We start from the raw sequence: 18,113 nt of genomic DNA on the forward strand, positions 1-18,113 counted from the left end.
CAAGAGATATTCAAAAGTGCATGAAACTTAATGAACCGCCGTGTACCGAACGGTATGCACGGTGGTGTGAGAGGACGCTAAATAAAATAATTATTTAGCTCCTACTCGATTTTGAATTAATTCAATAGAAGTTATAAAAAATTAAAAATACTTGTAATGACAAATGGATAAGCGTTATAATATAATACGGTGTTTAAATTAGATTTTTAGTTATAAAAGTCAGTATATGTAGAAGGGTTATTAAATGAGTCTTTATAATACTAGTGAATTATTCAAATATAAAAGTTAGTATACGATACATTTTTATAAGAACTTCAATCATAATTTTTTTATATTAACATAAGTAGCCTAAATAATGAAGATACTTATGAAGTAATATATAATTAAAACTTCGATGTATACAAAATGAAAATAGTTGAATAATAAAAAATATTATAGTGTATTTGAAGCCTAGATTTAAGCTTAATTAATGAGCTTAATAGTTATATATCACAAAAATTAAACCCAACATACAATATTAAAGAAATAGAGGAAAAAAATATGACAATATTAATAAATGTATTAGGTATAGCTATTTTATTTGGAGTATTATACCTTTTATCATCTAACAAAAAAGAAATTGATAAAAAAATGATAATAAAAGCATTTTTAATCCAATTTGCAGTGGCTTTTTTATTAGTAAAGTTTCCACTAGGGAGAGTAGCTTTACAGAAAGTATCTGATGTAGTAACAAGCATATTAAGCTATGGAGCTGAAGGACTAAGCTTTATATTTGGTCCGTTAGCAGATGCAGGAGCACCAACTGGAATGATATTTGGGATACAAGTATTAGGTAATATAATATTTATATCAGCATTAGTATCGGCATTATACTATCTTGGAATTATAGGATTTGTAGTTAAAGCAATAGGTGGAGTTATAGGGAAAATACTTGGAACTAGTAAAGTTGAAAGTTTCGTAGCAGTTGCGAATATGTTCTTAGGTCAAACTGAATCTCCAATACTTGTAGCAAAATATCTAAGTGATATGAGCGAAAGTGAAATAATGTTAGTTTTAATATCTGGTATGGGTAGTATGTCTGCAACTGTTTTAATGGGATATGCAGGACTTGGAATACCAATGGAATATCTTTTAATAGGGGGATCATTAGTTCCACTAGGTAGTATAATAGTATCGAAGATTATACTTCCAGAAGTTAAACCATCATTAGCAGATTTAGATTTAAATGCAGACTTAGATGAAATTGCTGCTTCTGCGGAAAAGAAAAGTGTAGAAATAGATAATAAAGGTGATAATGCAAACCTTATAGCAGCAATATCACAAGGTGCTAATGACGGTCTTAATATGGCTCTTGGTATAGGTGCATCTCTTATAGCTATAATATCTTTAGTTGCTTTAGTTAATGGGACATTAGGTATTTTTGGATTATCATTAGAAGAAATATTATCATATATATTTGCACCAATAGGATTCTTAATGGGGCTAGCAAAAGAAGATATATTAACTGCAGGACAATTACTTGGAAGTAAGTTAGTGTTAAATGAATTTGTTGCATTTGGACAGTTAGGACCAATGTTAAGTAGTTTAGATTATAGAACTGGACTTATGATGGCAATATCTTTAACAGGATTTGCAAATATATCTAGTATGGGTATATGCATATCAGGAATATCAGTATTCTGTCCAGAAAAAAGAAATCAATTAGCAAAACTTGCATTCAGAGGAATGTTAGGTGGATTTACAGTAAGTTTATTAAGTGCGTTAGTTGTAGGCTTAATAATAGCTATATAGATAATATATAATTAAAATACAAGAGAACTCCTATTTTGATAAAAATATCAAAATGGGAGTTTTTTAGTTTGATAAACAATAGTTAATACACTACAATTAAATCATAAAAACATATGGGGGTGGGCAATAGAATGCAGCTGCATATATAATCCCCTGATTAATTAATGAATTAGTAAATCAGGGGGACTTTATGAAAAGAAATTTGTATTTAATGTATACAACAGCGTTCTTGCAAGGGCTTGTATTTTATGGTCCAGTAAGTTTATTGTTTAGAATGGAAAGAGGACTTTCAGTAGGAGAATTTTTCTTTTTAGACTTTTTATTAATGATAATTGGGATAGTTACAGAGGTACCTTGGGGATATTTTGCAGATAAATATGGTTACAAAAAAACATTAGTAATATCATATTCATTGTTTTTCTTAAGTAGAGTGGCTTTATTATTTTGCCATGGATTTAATGACTTTGTAGGTCAAACAATTTTAATGGCAATTTCCTTATCAGGGATATCTGGATGTGATATAGCCTTTTTATATAACTCATGTGGTAGTGAAAATACGGAAAAAATATTTGGAAGATATAGAGCATCTGGTAGTTTTGCATTTTTTATAGCCTCTATATGTTCTTATTTTATAATATCAAAATCAATGGAGTTTGCAGTGTTTTTAACTGTAATTGCATATGGATTAAGCGTTGTAATGATATGCTTTACAAAAGATATAGATCTAGAAAAATCTATTGATAAGAAATGTATTAGTATTAAAAAATGCCTTGAAAATTCAAAATCTTTTAAACATATATTCATATTTGTAATAGCTACAACATTAATAGCAGACATATCTTATGGAATCAGTATAAATTTAGGTCAACTACACTTTAAAGGTATTGGATTAGAAATTAAGTACTTAGGGTATATAAGTGCATTTTCTGAGCTTTTAGGTATGCTTTCTTGTAAAACATATATATTAAGCAATAAATTTGGGCAGTATAAAACGTTAAAAGCTATGATTGTGGTAATGCTAATCTGTATAGCTATATTGATTTTTAATAAAAGTATATTTGTAAGTATTATAGCTATAGTTGGATTAAGCGGATTAATATCTATGATATCGCCTATAGTTTTAGATATTAAAAATAAATCTATAAGTAAAAATAGAGCAACAATGCTTTCTGTTTATTCTATGGTTGGAAGTGTAGCTAGTGCATTTATATCTATAGCTATAGGATTTTGTGCAGATATATATTTAAAATATGCATTTATGATTTGCTTTGTAATAATGGGTATCGGTTTATATGGAGTTTATTTGTATATAAGTAAAGAAAAATATAATGAGATTTAAGTAGATTAACTAAGAAAATAAGCAGTATTATTTAGATAGATATATTTATTTAAAATATGCTTATTTTCTATTTTAAAATATAAAACGTATAAAGTGTTGACATAATTATTTAAATGAGTTAATATAGTACTTAGGCAACAGATAAAGAAACAGAATAAAATAATGACGCGGGGTGGAGCAGTTGGCAGCTCGTTGGGCTCATAACCCAAAGGTCGCAGGTTCGAGTCCTGCCCCCGCAACCAATAAAGTATAATCAAACTCTTATATCTTTTGATATGAGAGTTTTTTATGTAAGAATAAAATAAAAGCATAGCGAACTAAAATAGAACATATTTTAGGTGGAGGAAGAAATGGATAAAAAGAAAACTGTAAATGATAAATTTAACTATAACAATATAAAAAAATTAAATAAGAATTTTATGTATAAAGACTTAAGAAGAAGCAACTGTTACAATTGTGATTTCTCAGGTTCAAACTTTAATTTTGCAAGTTTTAGAGGAGCTCAATTTAAGTCATGTAATTTTTATGAAGTTACATTTGATTCAGCTGAATTTGTTGCTACAAACTTAAAAAAGAGTAAATTTAAAAAAGCTAAATTTGAAAATACAATATTTGATTCAGCTAACTTAGAGGGAGTTGATTTTAATGGGGCAACTTTTAAAAATGTAATATTTGTATCTACAGATATTACTAAAGCTATAAACTTAAATTTATCAGATGATGTTAAAATATTTGAGGAAATGCCAAAGTTAGAAGTTAGCAAGTCTTTACAAAAAGCTGCAAAATCTGCAATGAACAATAGTTTTGTAAAATCTGCAAGAGTGCTAGATACAAAAACAGGAGCGGTTAGTCCTATAAGCATGATGATATTATTAGAAAACTTTGAAGAAGAAACTTTAATAAAAGGATTAGGTATTATTGAAGAAAACTTAGATAAAGATTTTTGTACATTAAGTTATATAATAAAAACTTTACAAAAATACAAAGAAGAAGGAATTCTTTAATATTATTTTAAAATGAGTATAATTTTCTATGTATTATAAAATATAAAACCGTGTTGAGATATACTTCTTAACACGGTTTTTAGTATATAATTAAATATATAAATATAACTAGGGGATGATAGATTTGAACAATTATGAAGCAATTTTAAAATATCAAAAACAATATAGATTAAATCTGGGAAATATAAGTATAGAAAATAGAATAGAAGCTTTACAAAATTTGAAAAATACTATAAAAAAATATGAGAAAGAAATAATAAAAGCATTATATGAAGATTTAGGGAAATCAGAATTTGAAGCTTTTACAAGTGAAGTAGGGTTTATATATAGGTCTATAAATTATAGTATAAAAAATATAAAAAAATGGAACAAAGTCAAGAAAGTCAAAAATGACGTAGCTCAACTTCCAGGAAAATCATATATTTACAATAGTCCATACGGATGTGTACTTATAATAGGACCATATAACTATCCATTTCAATTAACTATAGAACCTTTAATTGGAGCACTTGCAGGGGGAAACACAGCGGTTATAAAACCATCAGAATTTACTCCTAAAGTAGAAGCCGTTTTAGTTAAAATAATAAATGAAACTTTTGACAAAAGGTATGTGGATATAGTAAATGGAGATTACACTGTAAATAGTCAATTGCTTGATTTGCCTTTTGATTATATATTTTTTACAGGTAGTGTAAATGTAGGTAAAATAGTAATGGAAAAAGCAAGTAAGCATTTAACTCCTATAACCTTAGAATTAGGGGGAAAATCTCCTGTAATAGTTGATAAAACTGCAAAATTAGACATAGCGGCAAAACGTATAATATGGGGTAAATTATCAAATGCAGGTCAAACTTGCGTAGCTCCAGATTATATTTTGGTTCATGAGAGCGTGTATGATAAATTTATGCAACAGTCAAAAATTATGGTCAAAGAATTTTATAGTGAAAATATAAAACAAAACAAAGATTACGGAAGAATTATAAATGATAGGCATATGAGAAGACTTAGTAATATTATTGAAAAAGATAGAGAAAAAATAATAATTGGAGGAGAAATTGATTTAGAAAAAAGATATATATCCCCAACAATATTAGGTGATGTTACATATTTAGATGAAGTTATGCAAGATGAAATATTTGGACCTATAATGCCAGTTATAAAGTACAAAGATATGAAAGATATAGAATTTTATTTAAACAAATATGAAAAGCCACTTGCATTATATGTATTTTCAGAGGATAAAATTTTTAGTGAAAAAATAATAAGTAATTTCACATTTGGAGGAGGATGTGTGAATGATACCATAAGCCATGTAGCATCTGTATATCTTCCGTTTGGTGGAGTAGGCAAATCGGGTATAGGTAAATATCATGGACTAAGTAGCTTTAAGACTTTTACATATGAAAAAGGAATAGTTAAAAAGTCATCTAAAATAGATATTAAGTTAGTATTCCCACCGTATAATGACAAAATAAAGTTAGTTAAAAAAATTATGAAATAACACTACTACTAGATTAAGTTAGGAAGAAAAGAATACATGAACAATAGAAATATAGGCGCAAAAAAAGAAGCCTTAAAACAAAATAAAATAGCTACAAGTATAATTATGCTAATAGCACTAATTATAGGATTAATTTATATGCAATTATTATTTATACTTCTAGACTCAGGTGGGTTAAGGCCAAATTATATAATAATGTTTATAAAAATATTCAATGCTGTGTTAGCAGGGGTAGCTGTAGGGAGCTGTATACTTTGCTACAATAGTACTAAAAAAGAGGAAATATTTATATTATCACTTGTTCATACAATATTTTTTGTAGATATAGTATTTGGCCATGTTGATAATTCTATGACAAATAGGAACAATTATATATTTATGCTAACATCACTATTTAGGGTAATTATATTATTAATAAGTATATCACCTTTTAAAAAAACAAAAAAGTTGATTGTAAACAATCAAGTAAAATCTATACTAATAGTAGCTAGTATATCAGTACTTATAGGTATATTAAAAATAAACAATATCATAAAATTTGATTTTAAGAGCACACAACAATTTATTAATTATAATATATTTTTAACTGCGATTTATACTATTGTAACAATAGTATATTTAATAAAAAGTATAAAATATAAAGAGTATATTTATTCTGTAATAAGTGCGAGTACATTTATTTTCACATTAAAGTGGATATATACAATAGTAGGGATTATAAATCCTTTAGCTAATATTAAATTAGTGTCAATATCTATTACATATGTAGGATTTATTATATTTATAGTAGGTATAATATGTGAGCTTATATTAACTTTAAAAAGAAACAAAGAATTAGAATATGAGCTTAGTATATTTAAAAAAATAGCTGATAAAAGTAGACATAGTTGTGTAGTTATATATGACGAAATGCAAAATATAAAATATACAAATGATAAAGCAAAAGAATATTGGGGTAGTAAAGATGAAATTAGCGAAAGTGAATTACAAAATATTTTCACAAGTGGAAGAGATAAAATAGACGAGCAAAAATTAGATGAAATCAATAATTATATGTTGAAAATTGGCCATTGGAAAGGAACTATAGAGATACAAGACAGTGGTATAACATTAAGTTGCAGTATCCAGTATATATACACAAATAATAAAAATATTGTAATTATATTTAATGATATATCAGAAAGACTAAGAACTAAAAGATACTTATTAGAATATGAAAAAATGAAAAATCAAGAACAAATTAGGAATGATTTTTTTGCTAACATATCTCATGAACTAAGAACTCCGGTAAATATTTTTTATTCAACGATACAATTATTAGATGTGAAATGTGAAAATAACCCAGATGATTTTACACAAGTATACTCGAATCATAAGCAATGCCTAAAAAGTAATTGTCAACGTATGTTAAGACTTATAAACAATATTGTTGATATAACTAAAATAGATATAGGATTTAAACAACCTAAATTTGTAAATTATGATATAGTAAGGCTAGTTGAGGATATAACTCTGTCAATAGTTAATTATGCAAAGCCTAAACAGATTAATATTCTATTTGATACAGAAATTGAAGAACATATAATAAAATGTGATATAGATATGATAGAGCGTATCATGCTTAATCTATTATCAAATGCTATAAAATTCACAAGACAAAAAGGGAATGTACTAGTTGAAATTAGTGTAGATAGTCAGTGGGTATATATAAGTGTAAAGGATGATGGAATAGGAATCCCTATAGAAATACAAGGGACTATATTTGATAGATTTGTACAAAGCGACAAATCATTAACTAGATTAAATGAAGGTAGTGGAATAGGACTTAGCATAGTATATTCTATAGTTAAATTAAATGAAGGTGAAATATATATAGACAGTGATGGTGAAAACGGAACTGAATTTGAAGTACTTTTACCGAATAAGATACTAGAAGGATATGTTGAAGAAAAAGAGGATTATAAAATAGATGTTCAAAAAATAGAATTGGAACTATCAGATATATATGAATTATACAACTAAATAGTGTTAGAAGAGATTATGCACAATATGCATAATCTTTTTTATTATATAGAAAAGGAATTTCTTTAAAATTGTCGAATTATGAAGTGAAGACAATTTATGGAGGAATAAAAATTATGAACGAAAGAAATAGGGTAAATGAAGCTATGCAGTATTTATATATTCAAATGTTAAATGATGGAATAATGAAAGAGGATAGATTACAACAAATACAATATATATTAGATATGATATCGATATTTAATGATAATAAGCTAGATATGATTGAAGATATTATAGATAATATAAAAAAGTTTGGATATAAAGAAGAACATATATTAGCACTATATAGTAAATTATTGACTTATATAACTAAATCAGATAGTTTGCTTGATATAGATTACATAGTAGGAAAATATAATCCCAATAAAGAAGTTGATACCTTAATAGGATTATAATATATTTTTAATATATAAAATTAATATCTAGGAATACATGTTGACATCGTTTTATATTAAATATATAATAAATAGAAAATTAAGAGTATATTAAACATTCATAAGTAGCTATCATAATGTTTATTATAAGTATCTAATTAAATATTGGATATTTAGAAAAACTATGTTAGTTATTTTTTTATACAAAAATACAATATTATAGAATTTATTATAAGGAGATAGCAATATGCTTAAATCAAAAAAAATGTGTAATGTAGCATCAGGAAAAGAAAAGGCGAGTAAAGTGCTTAAAAATGCTAAGATAATAAATGTATTTACAGAAGAAATAATAATAGGGGATGTCGCTATTTTAGATGATACTATTGTTGGGGTAGGAAGCTATGATGGAGAAATAGAAATAGACTGTAAAGGTAAATATATATGTCCTGGTTTTATAGATGCCCATATGCATATTGAGTCTACTATGGTAATGCCTATAGAGTTATCAAAGCGAGTTATCAAAAGCGGGACAACAACTTTAATTGCAGACCCACATGAGTTGGTTAATGTAAAGGGTGAATCTGCAATAGAGTTCTTGTTAGATGCAACAGAAAATATTCCTATGAATATTTATATTATGCTACCATCATCAGTTCCAGCTACCAAATTTGAAACTAACGGAAGTGAATTTACAGCCGATGAAATAAAAAATTTTATAAATCACCCTAGAGTATTGGGTCTAGGAGAAGTTATGTGTTTTAACGATGTAATAGATGCACAATCAGAAATATTAACAAAGCTTTCTTATAGTAGAGATAAAATTTCAGATGGGCATGCTCCAAACACACATGGGAAAAGACTACAAGCTTATGCATGTTCTGGAGTAGAAACTGATCATGAGTGCACTAATTTTGAAGAAGCTTATGAAAAAGTTCAAGTAGGATTAAAGATATTGATTAGAGAAGGTAGTGCTGCTAAAAATTTAGATGCCATAGTAAGCGGATTACTTAAATCTAATTTACCAATAGATAATTTTATGTTTTGTACAGATGATAAGCATTTAGATGATATAGAGAAAGAAGGACATATTAAACATAATATTAAGCGTGCCATAGACTTAGGAATGAATCCGATTAAAGCAATAAAAATGGCTACTTATAATAGTGCTAATACTTATGGTCTAAAAAGAATGGGAGCTATAGCACCCGGATATAAAGCAGATATAGTTATATTAGATAACTTAGAAAATATAGATGTTTTAGATGTATATAAAGATGGTGACTTAGTAGATGATACTACATTTGATAAATGTAGATATGATATTAAAGATTTAGATATGTTAAAAACTGTGTATTTTAAAGAAATAACAGTTGATAAATTAAAATTAGAAGCTAAAGATAAAAATCACATTATAGAGATAGTTCCACATCAAATACTTACTAACCACTTATTTGAGGAACTGCCACAAGAAAATGGATATTTCAAGCCCAATGAAGAATATTCAAAAATTTGTGTAATAGAAAGACATAGAGGCACAGGAAATGTTGCTGTAGCACCTCTTAAAGGTTTTAAAATGAAAAATGGTGCGATTGCAACTACTGTAGCTCATGATTCACATAATATTATTGTAGCTGGCGACAATGATGAAGATATATTGTTAGCTATTAATCATTTAAATGAAATACAAGGGGGATATGTCATAACTTCTAATGGAAAGGTTGTAGGAGAACTAGAACTTCAAATAGGAGGTCTTATAAGTCAATTAAGCGGACATGAAGTTCAAGAAATTACTAGCCAAATGATAAACACAGCAAGAAATATGGGAGTACCAAAACATACTGATCCATTTATAACATTATCATTTATGGCATTACCAGTTATTCCACAAATACGTTTAACAGATATAGGATTATTTGATGTGGATTTATTTGAATTAATGTAATCTTTGATTTATATTTTTTATGTTTAATTAGGATATAGATATATTTGTGTAGATACAAATTTATTTATATCCTTTTTAATATGTAAAATTGGTGAATTTAAAATAATAGAGTATAATGTAAGTTAAGCCTATTTAAAACTAGGAATGTAGTAAGTATTTATAAACATTTTAAACTAAAGGGAGAAAATAGTACAATGATAAAATTAATAGCATCTGATATGGATGGAACTTTATTAGATTCAAATAAAAACATAAATCCAGAGTTTAATCAAATTTTAGCGGATTTAAAATACAAAAATATAATATTTGCAGCTGTAAGTGGAAGAGATATAGTTTCTTTAAAAAACGTATTTAAAGATATAGATGAAGATATAATACTAGCTTCAAATAATGGGAATTTAATAGTATATAAAGATGAAGTATTATTTGAAAATTATATAGAAAAAGAAAAAATAGCTAAAATAGCACAAATAGTAAGAAAAAATTCAAGAAGATTTACTATGTATTGTGGTAAAGATACTATGTACAGTGAAAGTATAATACCAGTTATAATAGGAATAAAGTATAAACTTAAAATTAAAGTAGTTAAAGATATTACTAAAATAGATGATAAGATAATAAAAGTAACTACATTTGGAAAAGAAAAAGTCATAAATAAGTCTTTAGAGGCTTTTAAAGGATTGAAGGATGAACTTATGATAACACCTTCAGGAAAAGCTTGCTTTGATATATGTAGACTAGGCGGAGATAAAAAACAAGCTATAGAAATATTACAAGAAAAATTTGATATTAAATATGATGAAACTATGGTATTTGGAGACCATATGAATGATTTAGAAATGATGGAATCAGCATTTTATAGTTATGCAATGGAAAATGCTAAAGAAGAAGTTAAAGATAAGGCTAGATTTGTTGCAAAAACAAATGATGAAAATGGAGTTATTGAAGCTATAAAAGAAGTAGCATTAAAAAAAGAAGCAACTATATAACTGAGTTTTATAGAGGGTATCTGCTATTTTGAGATAGCCTCTTAATAAACTTAGTCTTTAAAAATATTTTTCTCCTAAAAACTCAATTTCTTTTAAAACTTTAGCATATTCAAAACCCTTATTTGTAAGATAATATTCTACTTTTGGAGGGTATTCATTATATGTTTTTTTACATATTAATCCGCTATTTTCGAGTTCTCTAAGTTTTTCATTTAAAACTTTATGGCTAACACCACTAGTGATTCTTTGCAACTCTAAAAATCTTTTAGTACCATCTAGTAGATGACAAAGTATAACTGCTTTCCATTTACCACGAATAATTTCAAATGCCCAATCAAGTTTACATACATACTTTTTACCATCTCTAGTAATCAAAAAATCACCTCAAATTAATTAATAAGAACTCTTTATATTTTAAACTATTTTAAAAAATAATATAATACTAACTTTTAGGTAACTATAAGAATATTAAAAATAAAATTATAGAAAGTGAGATAAAAGATGTTTATAGTAACTGCAAAATGTATATTAATAGAAGGTAAAACTGAGGAATTTAAAGTAATCGTAGAAACATTAATAAAAGAAACAAGAGAAGAAAATGGATGTATTTCATATAATTTATATCAAGATATAAATAATCAAAATATACTAACATTTTTTGAAGAATGGGAAAGTAAAAATAGTCTAGATAGACATATGAATACAAAACATTTTAAAGATATAGCACCTAAACTAAGAGAATTACAAAAAGAAGACAGTATAGTAAACATATATAATAAAATATAGTATCTTTTCCAATAATATTAGTAGAGTACATTAATTAGTACAAAAATATAATATAGATTTAATCCCCTGATTAATTGGCAAATTCAATAATCAGGGGATTTTAATTAAAAATATTAAATTTTAGATTTATTACTTTTCTTCCTTTAAGACTATATTAAGCACTAATGCAGCTATAGTACCAGTGCTTATACCAGATGCAAATAGCATTTGAAGGCTATTTGGTAAATTAGATAATAAGTCAGGTCTAGTAGTTATTCCAAGACCTAAAGCTATAGAAACGGCTATAATAAGAAGATTTCTATTAGTCATATTAACTCTACTTAAAGTTTTCATACCACTAGCAGCAACAACACCAAACATTACAATCCCAGCTCCACCTAATACGGGACTAGGGATAGAGGCAACTATAGCACCAAGTTTAGGGAATATTCCAAGTAACATCATTATAACCCCAGCAATAACAACTACATGTCGGCTAGCAACCCTAGTCATAGGGATAAGTCCAACGTTTTGACTGAAGGAAGTATTAGGGCCAGCTCCAAAGAATCCGGCTATGAAACTTCCAACACCATCGGCTAAAACGCCTCTGCTTAAATCTTCACTAGTAGCTGTTTTTTGTGAAGCTTCCCCTACTGCAATTAAACATCCAACTGTTTCTATAGTAGTTACCAAGTAAGCTATTATAAAAGGAATAACACCTGCTAGGCTAAATTTGATTCCGTGTTCTAATACTAATGGAATGCCTGGAAGACCTATAAAACTAGCTTCTTTTATAGGTGTGAAATCAACAAGACCTAAAGCAATGCAAATTAAATATCCTAAAAACATACCTATAAGAATAGATGCACTACTAAATATTCCTCTACCATATCTGTTTAATAACACAACTATAATCATAACGACTAAAGATACACTTATATTAGTTATATTTCCATATGTAGGAGAACCAACACCACCTGCACACCAATCCATAGTGACAGGAATTAAAGTAAGTCCTATAAGCGTAACAACAGTACCAGTAACAACAGGCGGGAAAAACTTCATAAGTGGTTTTATAAATCTACTTAAAATCATTTCAATGAATGAACCAAGTATTGTAGCACCAAATATACCTCCAAGACCTAGTGTACTACCAACAGCAATAGAAGGACCAACAAATGTAAAATCAGTACCCATTATACAGGGCAGTCTTGAACCTACCTTTCCAACTCCTCTAGCTTGAATTATAGTGGCTATACCTGCTACAAAGATAGCAGCACTAACCATCATAGCACTTGATTGAATATCAAGACCTAGTGAGCTACTAACAACTAATGGAACGGCAACAATACCTCCAAAAGCTGCTACAATATGTTGAAATCCTAGAAGTATGGAAAGTTGTAGCTTTGGTTTATCATGGATTTGATAAAGTAGTTCGCAACTTTCCTCTTCTTTTATCATTTGAGAAGAATCAATTTTACTCATAATATTCCTCCTCAATATTAAAATTTTAGTAGTGATAAACGTATACTGATATTTATAGTATAGGAGCATTAATTAATTTTAATGACATATTTTTTATTCTTCTAAAAGCGCAATAGCTCTTATTGGAGAACCAGATCCGCCTCTTATTTTAAGGGGAAGTCCAAAATATAAGAATCTTTTATTAAGTACTTTGTCTAAGTTACATAAATTTTCGCTATTGGTTATATCATATTCTCCACAAACTAAATGGCCAGAAAAATTCAAATCATCAGGATGGTCTATAGCTGGAGCATCAACACCTATATTTACAACACCACAATCAGCTAAATATTTAGCTGCTTCATAGCTAAGCCCAGAATATTCTGTTTGCCACTTGTCAGTGTTAAAATTTCTATCATAGTGACCAGTATACATCAATACTATGTCCCCTTTACTTAATTCTTCTTTAGCATTTTTTAAAGCATTTTTTATATCATCAGTTTCTATGTATCTACTGTAAGGAATATTTGATAAGTCTATGCAAATAGCACTTCCAAAAAAATATTCTAAAGGCATGTTTTCAATAGTCTCACCACTTGGTTTATATTCCCATACTGCATCACAGTGAGTACCGCCATGTTCACTTATAAGTAGATTTCTAGCTGAAAATCCTAAACTTTTGCTTCCTGTTTGTTTCATATTTTCCTCATGTGTCATATTAGTCATTATAAAGGTTGGTTGATGCATAGGAAAAATTGACATACCTTCAAATATTTCTTGTGATAGATCAATAACTTTTAAACTCATATAAATACCTCCTATAAAAAAATTATTTATTAAGGTATATTCATAAAGTTATTAAAATATAATTTATTAAACAAGCACTTACAAAAAAAGTTTTACAAGCTTTTTTATAAAGCTGTTATATTTTATATGGCAGTTAGATTTAATGAAATTATGAATTTAGGATAAATGAAGATTTGCTTGTTTTAATAATTTGTCTACTTAAAAATTTAAAAAATTATAAGGAGATAAGTGAAAAGATGGAAAAAAAACAATTTGTATTAGCTGTACCCAATTTTAGCGAAGGTAGAAGAAAAGACATTATAGAAAAAATAGTTGATGAAGTAAGACAAGTTGAGGGTGTAAAATTAGTAAGCTATGAACCAGAAGCCGATTTTAATAGAACTGTTGTTACTTTTATAGGAGAGCCAAACCCTGTAAAAGAAGCATTAGTTAATATGGCAGCAAAAGCTGCACAACTTATAGATATGAGAAAACATAAAGGAACTCATCCAAGAATCGGTGCTCAAGATACACTTCCTATATTTCCATTTAAGGATATTACAATAGAAGAATGTGTTACTTTAGCAAAAGAAATAGGAAATGAGTTACATAAAAAAACACAAATACCAGTATTCTTTGCAGGAGAAGCTGCAAGTAATGAAGATAGAAAAGCATTTGCATATATAAGAAAAGGTCAGTATGAAGGCTTAAGAGATTTATTAAAAGAAACTAAAAATAATAAAGAAAGAATTGATGAGTACGAAAATAGAAAACCAGATTTAAGTATAGATGGATTAATAAGTGAAAGCGCAGGAGCCACTATATGTAGCGCAGAATGTGATGGCTTGACTGCTTATAATATATTTTTAGGAACTGAAAATATTCAAATAGCTAAAGAAATAGCTAAGGGACTTAGAGGACCTAGCGGAGGATTTTCTACAGTAAGAGCTGTTGGAATAAAATTTCCTGAAAGGGAAGGCGTAGTGGTTTCAATGAATTTACTTGATTGTTCAAAAACTCCTATGCACAGAGCTTTTGAATTTGTAAAAAGAGAAGCTAAAAGATATGGAGTTATGGTTACAGGAACTGAACTTGTAGGACCAATAAAATTAGATTATATATTAGATAGTTTTCAATATTTCTTTAGATTAGATGGATTTAATAAAGAACAAATTTTAGAAACTCATTTAATGGATATGTAGGGGGAGAAAAAATGATAGATGTAATTATAAAAAATGCAAGAATACCTCAAGGTGATGAAAGTGTACTTACAAATATATTAGTTAAAGATGAAAAAATAACAGGATTTTTAGATGATATAAGCATGATACAGGCTAAAGAAGTTATAGATGCAAATGGAAATTTAACACTTCCAGGATGTATAGATTCTCATACTCATCTTATGTATCAAGGATTTCCACATAGAGAAAACTTCTTAAGTGGAACAGCAGCAGCTGCTACTGGAGGAGTTACGACTATAATAGATATGCCTTGTTGTTCAGTACCATCTGTTAGAAGTGTTGAACAATTAGAAACAAAGCTTTCTATATGTGGACCACAAGCAGTTGTAGATTATGCTATGTGGGGTGGAGTTACAGGAGAGGATGTTAGAGAAGGTTGGATGCACAATGTTAAAGAACAAGCAGATTATGGAGTAGTTGCATTTAAAGTTTATATGACTCCGTCTGTTCCAACTTATCCAAGAGTTACAGACCCTGAAATGTTTGAATGCTTTAAGGCAGTAGCTAAAACTGGCTTACCAATAGGTATACATGCAGAAAACTTTGCTATGTGTGATTTCTATGTAAATAGATTTAGAGAAGAAGGAAGATTAGATGGTCCTGCTTGGGCAGAAGCTAGAATGGAGTTAGCAGAAAAAGTTGCAATAGAACTTGGGATAAGCTTTGCAGAAGCTAGTGGAGCTAGACTTCATATAGTTCATATGAGTACTGGAATTGGTGCAAAACTTGTAAAAGAAGCTAAGATAAAAGGAATAAATGTAACAAGTGAATCTTGTCCTCATTACTTAACATTAAATTATCAAGAAGCAATGAGTAAATATGGACCACTTGCAAAAATAGCACCACCATTAAGAACTAAAAAAGATAATGAAGAGCATTGGAAAGGTATAAATGATGGAAGTATAGATTTTATAGCTACAGATCATGCTCCATATGAAATAGAAAGTGAAAAGGCTAAAGAAGGAATGAATATATGGACTTCATTCCCAGGAATACCAGGGGTTGAAACTATGGTTCCAGTTATTGTAAGTGAAGGATACAATAAAGGAAGAATATCTTTAAGCAAGTTAGTAGATATATTAAGTACTAATGCAGCTAAACATTATGGATTATATCCTAAAAAAGGTGCTTTAAATATAGGTTCTGATGCAGACTTTACAATACTAGATTTAGAAAAAGAATGGACTATAGACCCTAAAACTATGGTATCTATGTGTGGATATACTCCACTTGAAGGAATGAAGTTAAAAGGTAAGGTTTACAAAACTGTAGTTAGAGGTAACTTAGTGTACCAAGATGAAGAAGAGGGAATTTTAAATAAATTAGAAAACTATGATGTAGTATTCAATAACCCAGAAGAATTAACTAGTGAACAATATAAAGTTAGTTATAGAAAGCAACATCCAGAAGTTGTAGTTGATCATATTAAAAATATAAAAGGTATAATGGTTAAACCTGGATTTGGTAAATTTACTAAAAGAGTACAAATAATGAAATTAGATAAAAAAATAACTTATTAATATATAGATGGTTAGAATGTAAGGATATAAAATTAGATACTAAAACTTACAATTATAAGGAAGTAAAAAATAAGAATATGGGGGAAATAAAAATGCCAAGACATGGGATTGTTGTTATAGATATGTTAAATGATTTTGTTGGGGAGAATGCTTCTTTAAGATGTCCAGGAGGAGAACAAATAGTACCTAATTTACAAAAATTATTTACTTGGGTAAGAGAAAGAAATGCAAGAGGGCTTGATGATATTCAATTAATACATGTGCAAGAAGCTCATAGAAAAAATGATGCAGACTTTAGAGTAAGACCACGCCATGCAGTTAAAGGAACTTGGGGTTCTGATTTTATAAAAGAGTTATATCCTCAAGGTGAGGAATATACTATACCAAAGAGAAGACATAGTGCATTTGCACATACTGATTTAGATTTATATTTAAGAGAAGAAAATTTAGATACAGTAGTAGTTACTGGTGTTTGGACTAATGTATGTGTAAGAAGTACAGCAAGTGACGCATTATATAATGCTTACAAAGTTATAACTTTAAGCGATGGTGTACATTCTAAAAATGATGAAATGCACGAAGCTGGTCTTAGAGATTTAAGCATATTTACGAAAGTTATGCCAATTGATGAATATATACAGGCTTGGGAGAGCGGACTTGACCCATGGGTTGGTGGTGGAGACCAAGAAAATAAAGTGAAGTAATAAATTTAATTAGGTAATTATTAAGCTTAGGCTTTTTAATTACCTAAAAATAAAACTTTGAAAGGAGAAGTTTTATGAAAATAATAGTGGGTATATCAGGAGGAAGTGGTGCAATTTATGCACTTGGAATAATAAAAGCTTTAAAGGATTTAAATGTTGAAACTCATTTAGTAGTATCTAATATGGGAGAATATGTAGTAAACCATGAGTGCGGAGTTAATATAGACGAGCTAAAAGAGATGGCTGATTGTTATCATGAAAACTATGATCTAGCAGCACCAATTGCAAGTGGATCATTTAAAACTGATGGAATGATTATAGTACCTTGTTCTATGAAAACACTATCAGCAATTACTATGGGATATAGTGATAGTTTACTTACAAGAGCTGCTGATGTTTGCATTAAGGACAAGAGAAAACTTGTAATTTTACCAAGAGAAACTCCACTTAGTTCTATACATCTTGAAAATATGCTTAAACTTTCAAACTTAGGTGTAACTATAATGCCACCAACACCAGGATTTTATAATCACCCACAAGATTTAAGTGATATAGTAACTTCAATAGTTGGAAGAAGCTTAGATTTATTAGATATAGAACATGATTTGCTTAAAAGATGGGGTGAGTAA

Annotated in this window: 16 protein-coding genes and 1 tRNA gene; 14 read left to right on the forward strand and 3 right to left on the reverse strand. The window is 28.4% G+C overall.

Annotation, left to right across the window (positions count from 1 at the left end; translation table 11 throughout):
* Positions 1 to 540 precede the first annotated feature (540 nt).
* From QOZ84_RS10565 to QOZ84_RS10605, 9 genes are all read left to right on the forward strand, one after another.
* Positions 541 to 1,791, forward strand: coding sequence for a NupC/NupG family nucleoside CNT transporter (locus QOZ84_RS10565; protein WP_284132934.1), 1,251 nt, complete (start codon positions 541 to 543; stop codon positions 1,789 to 1,791).
* Between the two features lie 190 nt (positions 1,792 to 1,981).
* The gene (locus QOZ84_RS10570) at positions 1,982 to 3,130 is read left to right on the forward strand and encodes an MFS transporter (RefSeq protein WP_284132935.1); all 1,149 of its coding nucleotides are present in this window, start codon (positions 1,982 to 1,984) and stop codon (positions 3,128 to 3,130) included.
* 166 nt (positions 3,131 to 3,296) lie between these two features.
* Positions 3,297 to 3,372, forward strand: a tRNA-Met gene (locus tag QOZ84_RS10575).
* A gap of 108 nt (positions 3,373 to 3,480) precedes the next feature.
* Positions 3,481 to 4,134, forward strand: coding sequence for a pentapeptide repeat-containing protein (locus QOZ84_RS10580; protein WP_284132936.1), 654 nt, complete (start codon positions 3,481 to 3,483; stop codon positions 4,132 to 4,134).
* 115 nt (positions 4,135 to 4,249) lie between these two features.
* Positions 4,250 to 5,635 (forward strand): aldehyde dehydrogenase, encoded by a 1,386-nt coding sequence (locus QOZ84_RS10585; protein ID WP_284132937.1) that lies wholly within the window; start codon positions 4,250 to 4,252, stop codon positions 5,633 to 5,635.
* Between the two features lie 36 nt (positions 5,636 to 5,671).
* Complete coding sequence (locus QOZ84_RS10590; RefSeq protein ID WP_284132938.1) at positions 5,672 to 7,657, forward strand: sensor histidine kinase; 1,986 nt, start codon at positions 5,672 to 5,674, stop codon at positions 7,655 to 7,657.
* Positions 7,658 to 7,773: 116 nt separating this feature from the next.
* Positions 7,774 to 8,094 carry a hypothetical protein gene (locus tag QOZ84_RS10595; protein WP_284132939.1) on the forward strand — a complete coding sequence of 107 codons (321 nt, stop codon included), beginning with the start codon at positions 7,774 to 7,776 and terminating at the stop codon, positions 8,092 to 8,094.
* Positions 8,095 to 8,320: 226 nt separating this feature from the next.
* Positions 8,321 to 10,015, forward strand: a complete 1,695-nt coding sequence (ade, locus tag QOZ84_RS10600) for an adenine deaminase (protein ID WP_284132940.1) — start codon at positions 8,321 to 8,323, stop codon at positions 10,013 to 10,015.
* A 194-nt stretch (positions 10,016 to 10,209) separates the two neighbouring features.
* Positions 10,210 to 11,004: an HAD family hydrolase gene (locus QOZ84_RS10605; RefSeq protein ID WP_284132941.1), complete on the forward strand. Its 795-nt coding sequence runs from the start codon at positions 10,210 to 10,212 to the stop codon at positions 11,002 to 11,004.
* Between the two features lie 57 nt (positions 11,005 to 11,061).
* On the opposite strand, the gene QOZ84_RS10610 is transcribed toward QOZ84_RS10605, so the two are convergent.
* Positions 11,062 to 11,379 carry a winged helix-turn-helix transcriptional regulator gene (locus QOZ84_RS10610; protein ID WP_284132942.1) on the reverse strand — a complete coding sequence of 106 codons (318 nt, stop codon included), beginning with the start codon at positions 11,377 to 11,379 and terminating at the stop codon, positions 11,062 to 11,064.
* 126 nt (positions 11,380 to 11,505) lie between these two features.
* Between QOZ84_RS10610 and QOZ84_RS10615 the strand changes: the two genes are divergently transcribed.
* Complete coding sequence (locus QOZ84_RS10615) at positions 11,506 to 11,790, forward strand: putative quinol monooxygenase (protein WP_284132943.1); 285 nt, start codon at positions 11,506 to 11,508, stop codon at positions 11,788 to 11,790.
* A 129-nt stretch (positions 11,791 to 11,919) separates the two neighbouring features.
* Here the strand turns inward: QOZ84_RS10615 and QOZ84_RS10620 are convergent, their stop codons facing one another.
* Together QOZ84_RS10620 and QOZ84_RS10625 are read right to left on the reverse strand one after the other, a co-directional pair.
* Entirely contained in the window at positions 11,920 to 13,254 is a 1,335-nt protein-coding gene (locus tag QOZ84_RS10620) for a nucleobase:cation symporter-2 family protein (RefSeq protein WP_284132944.1), read from the reverse strand.
* Between the two features lie 93 nt (positions 13,255 to 13,347).
* Positions 13,348 to 14,040: a cyclase family protein gene (locus tag QOZ84_RS10625; protein WP_284132945.1), complete on the reverse strand. Its 693-nt coding sequence runs from the start codon at positions 14,038 to 14,040 to the stop codon at positions 13,348 to 13,350.
* Positions 14,041 to 14,276: 236 nt separating this feature from the next.
* On the opposite strand from QOZ84_RS10625, the gene ftcD reads away from it, so the two are divergent.
* The 4 genes from ftcD to QOZ84_RS10645 all read left to right on the forward strand — a co-directional run bounded on the left by ftcD (position 14,277) and on the right by QOZ84_RS10645 (position 18,113).
* Positions 14,277 to 15,221: a glutamate formimidoyltransferase gene (gene ftcD / locus QOZ84_RS10630; protein ID WP_284132946.1), complete on the forward strand. Its 945-nt coding sequence runs from the start codon at positions 14,277 to 14,279 to the stop codon at positions 15,219 to 15,221.
* An 11-nt stretch (positions 15,222 to 15,232) separates the two neighbouring features.
* Positions 15,233 to 16,780, forward strand: coding sequence for a dihydroorotase (locus tag QOZ84_RS10635; protein WP_284132947.1), 1,548 nt, complete (start codon positions 15,233 to 15,235; stop codon positions 16,778 to 16,780).
* A 92-nt stretch (positions 16,781 to 16,872) separates the two neighbouring features.
* Complete coding sequence (locus tag QOZ84_RS10640; protein ID WP_284132948.1) at positions 16,873 to 17,484, forward strand: cysteine hydrolase family protein; 612 nt, start codon at positions 16,873 to 16,875, stop codon at positions 17,482 to 17,484.
* 74 nt (positions 17,485 to 17,558) lie between these two features.
* The gene (locus QOZ84_RS10645; protein ID WP_284132949.1) at positions 17,559 to 18,113 is read left to right on the forward strand and encodes a UbiX family flavin prenyltransferase; all 555 of its coding nucleotides are present in this window, start codon (positions 17,559 to 17,561) and stop codon (positions 18,111 to 18,113) included.

Origin of the sequence: Romboutsia sedimentorum (assembly GCF_030131845.1) — a bacterium.
GTDB classification, from domain to species: domain Bacteria; phylum Bacillota; class Clostridia; order Peptostreptococcales; family Peptostreptococcaceae; genus Romboutsia_D; species Romboutsia_D sedimentorum.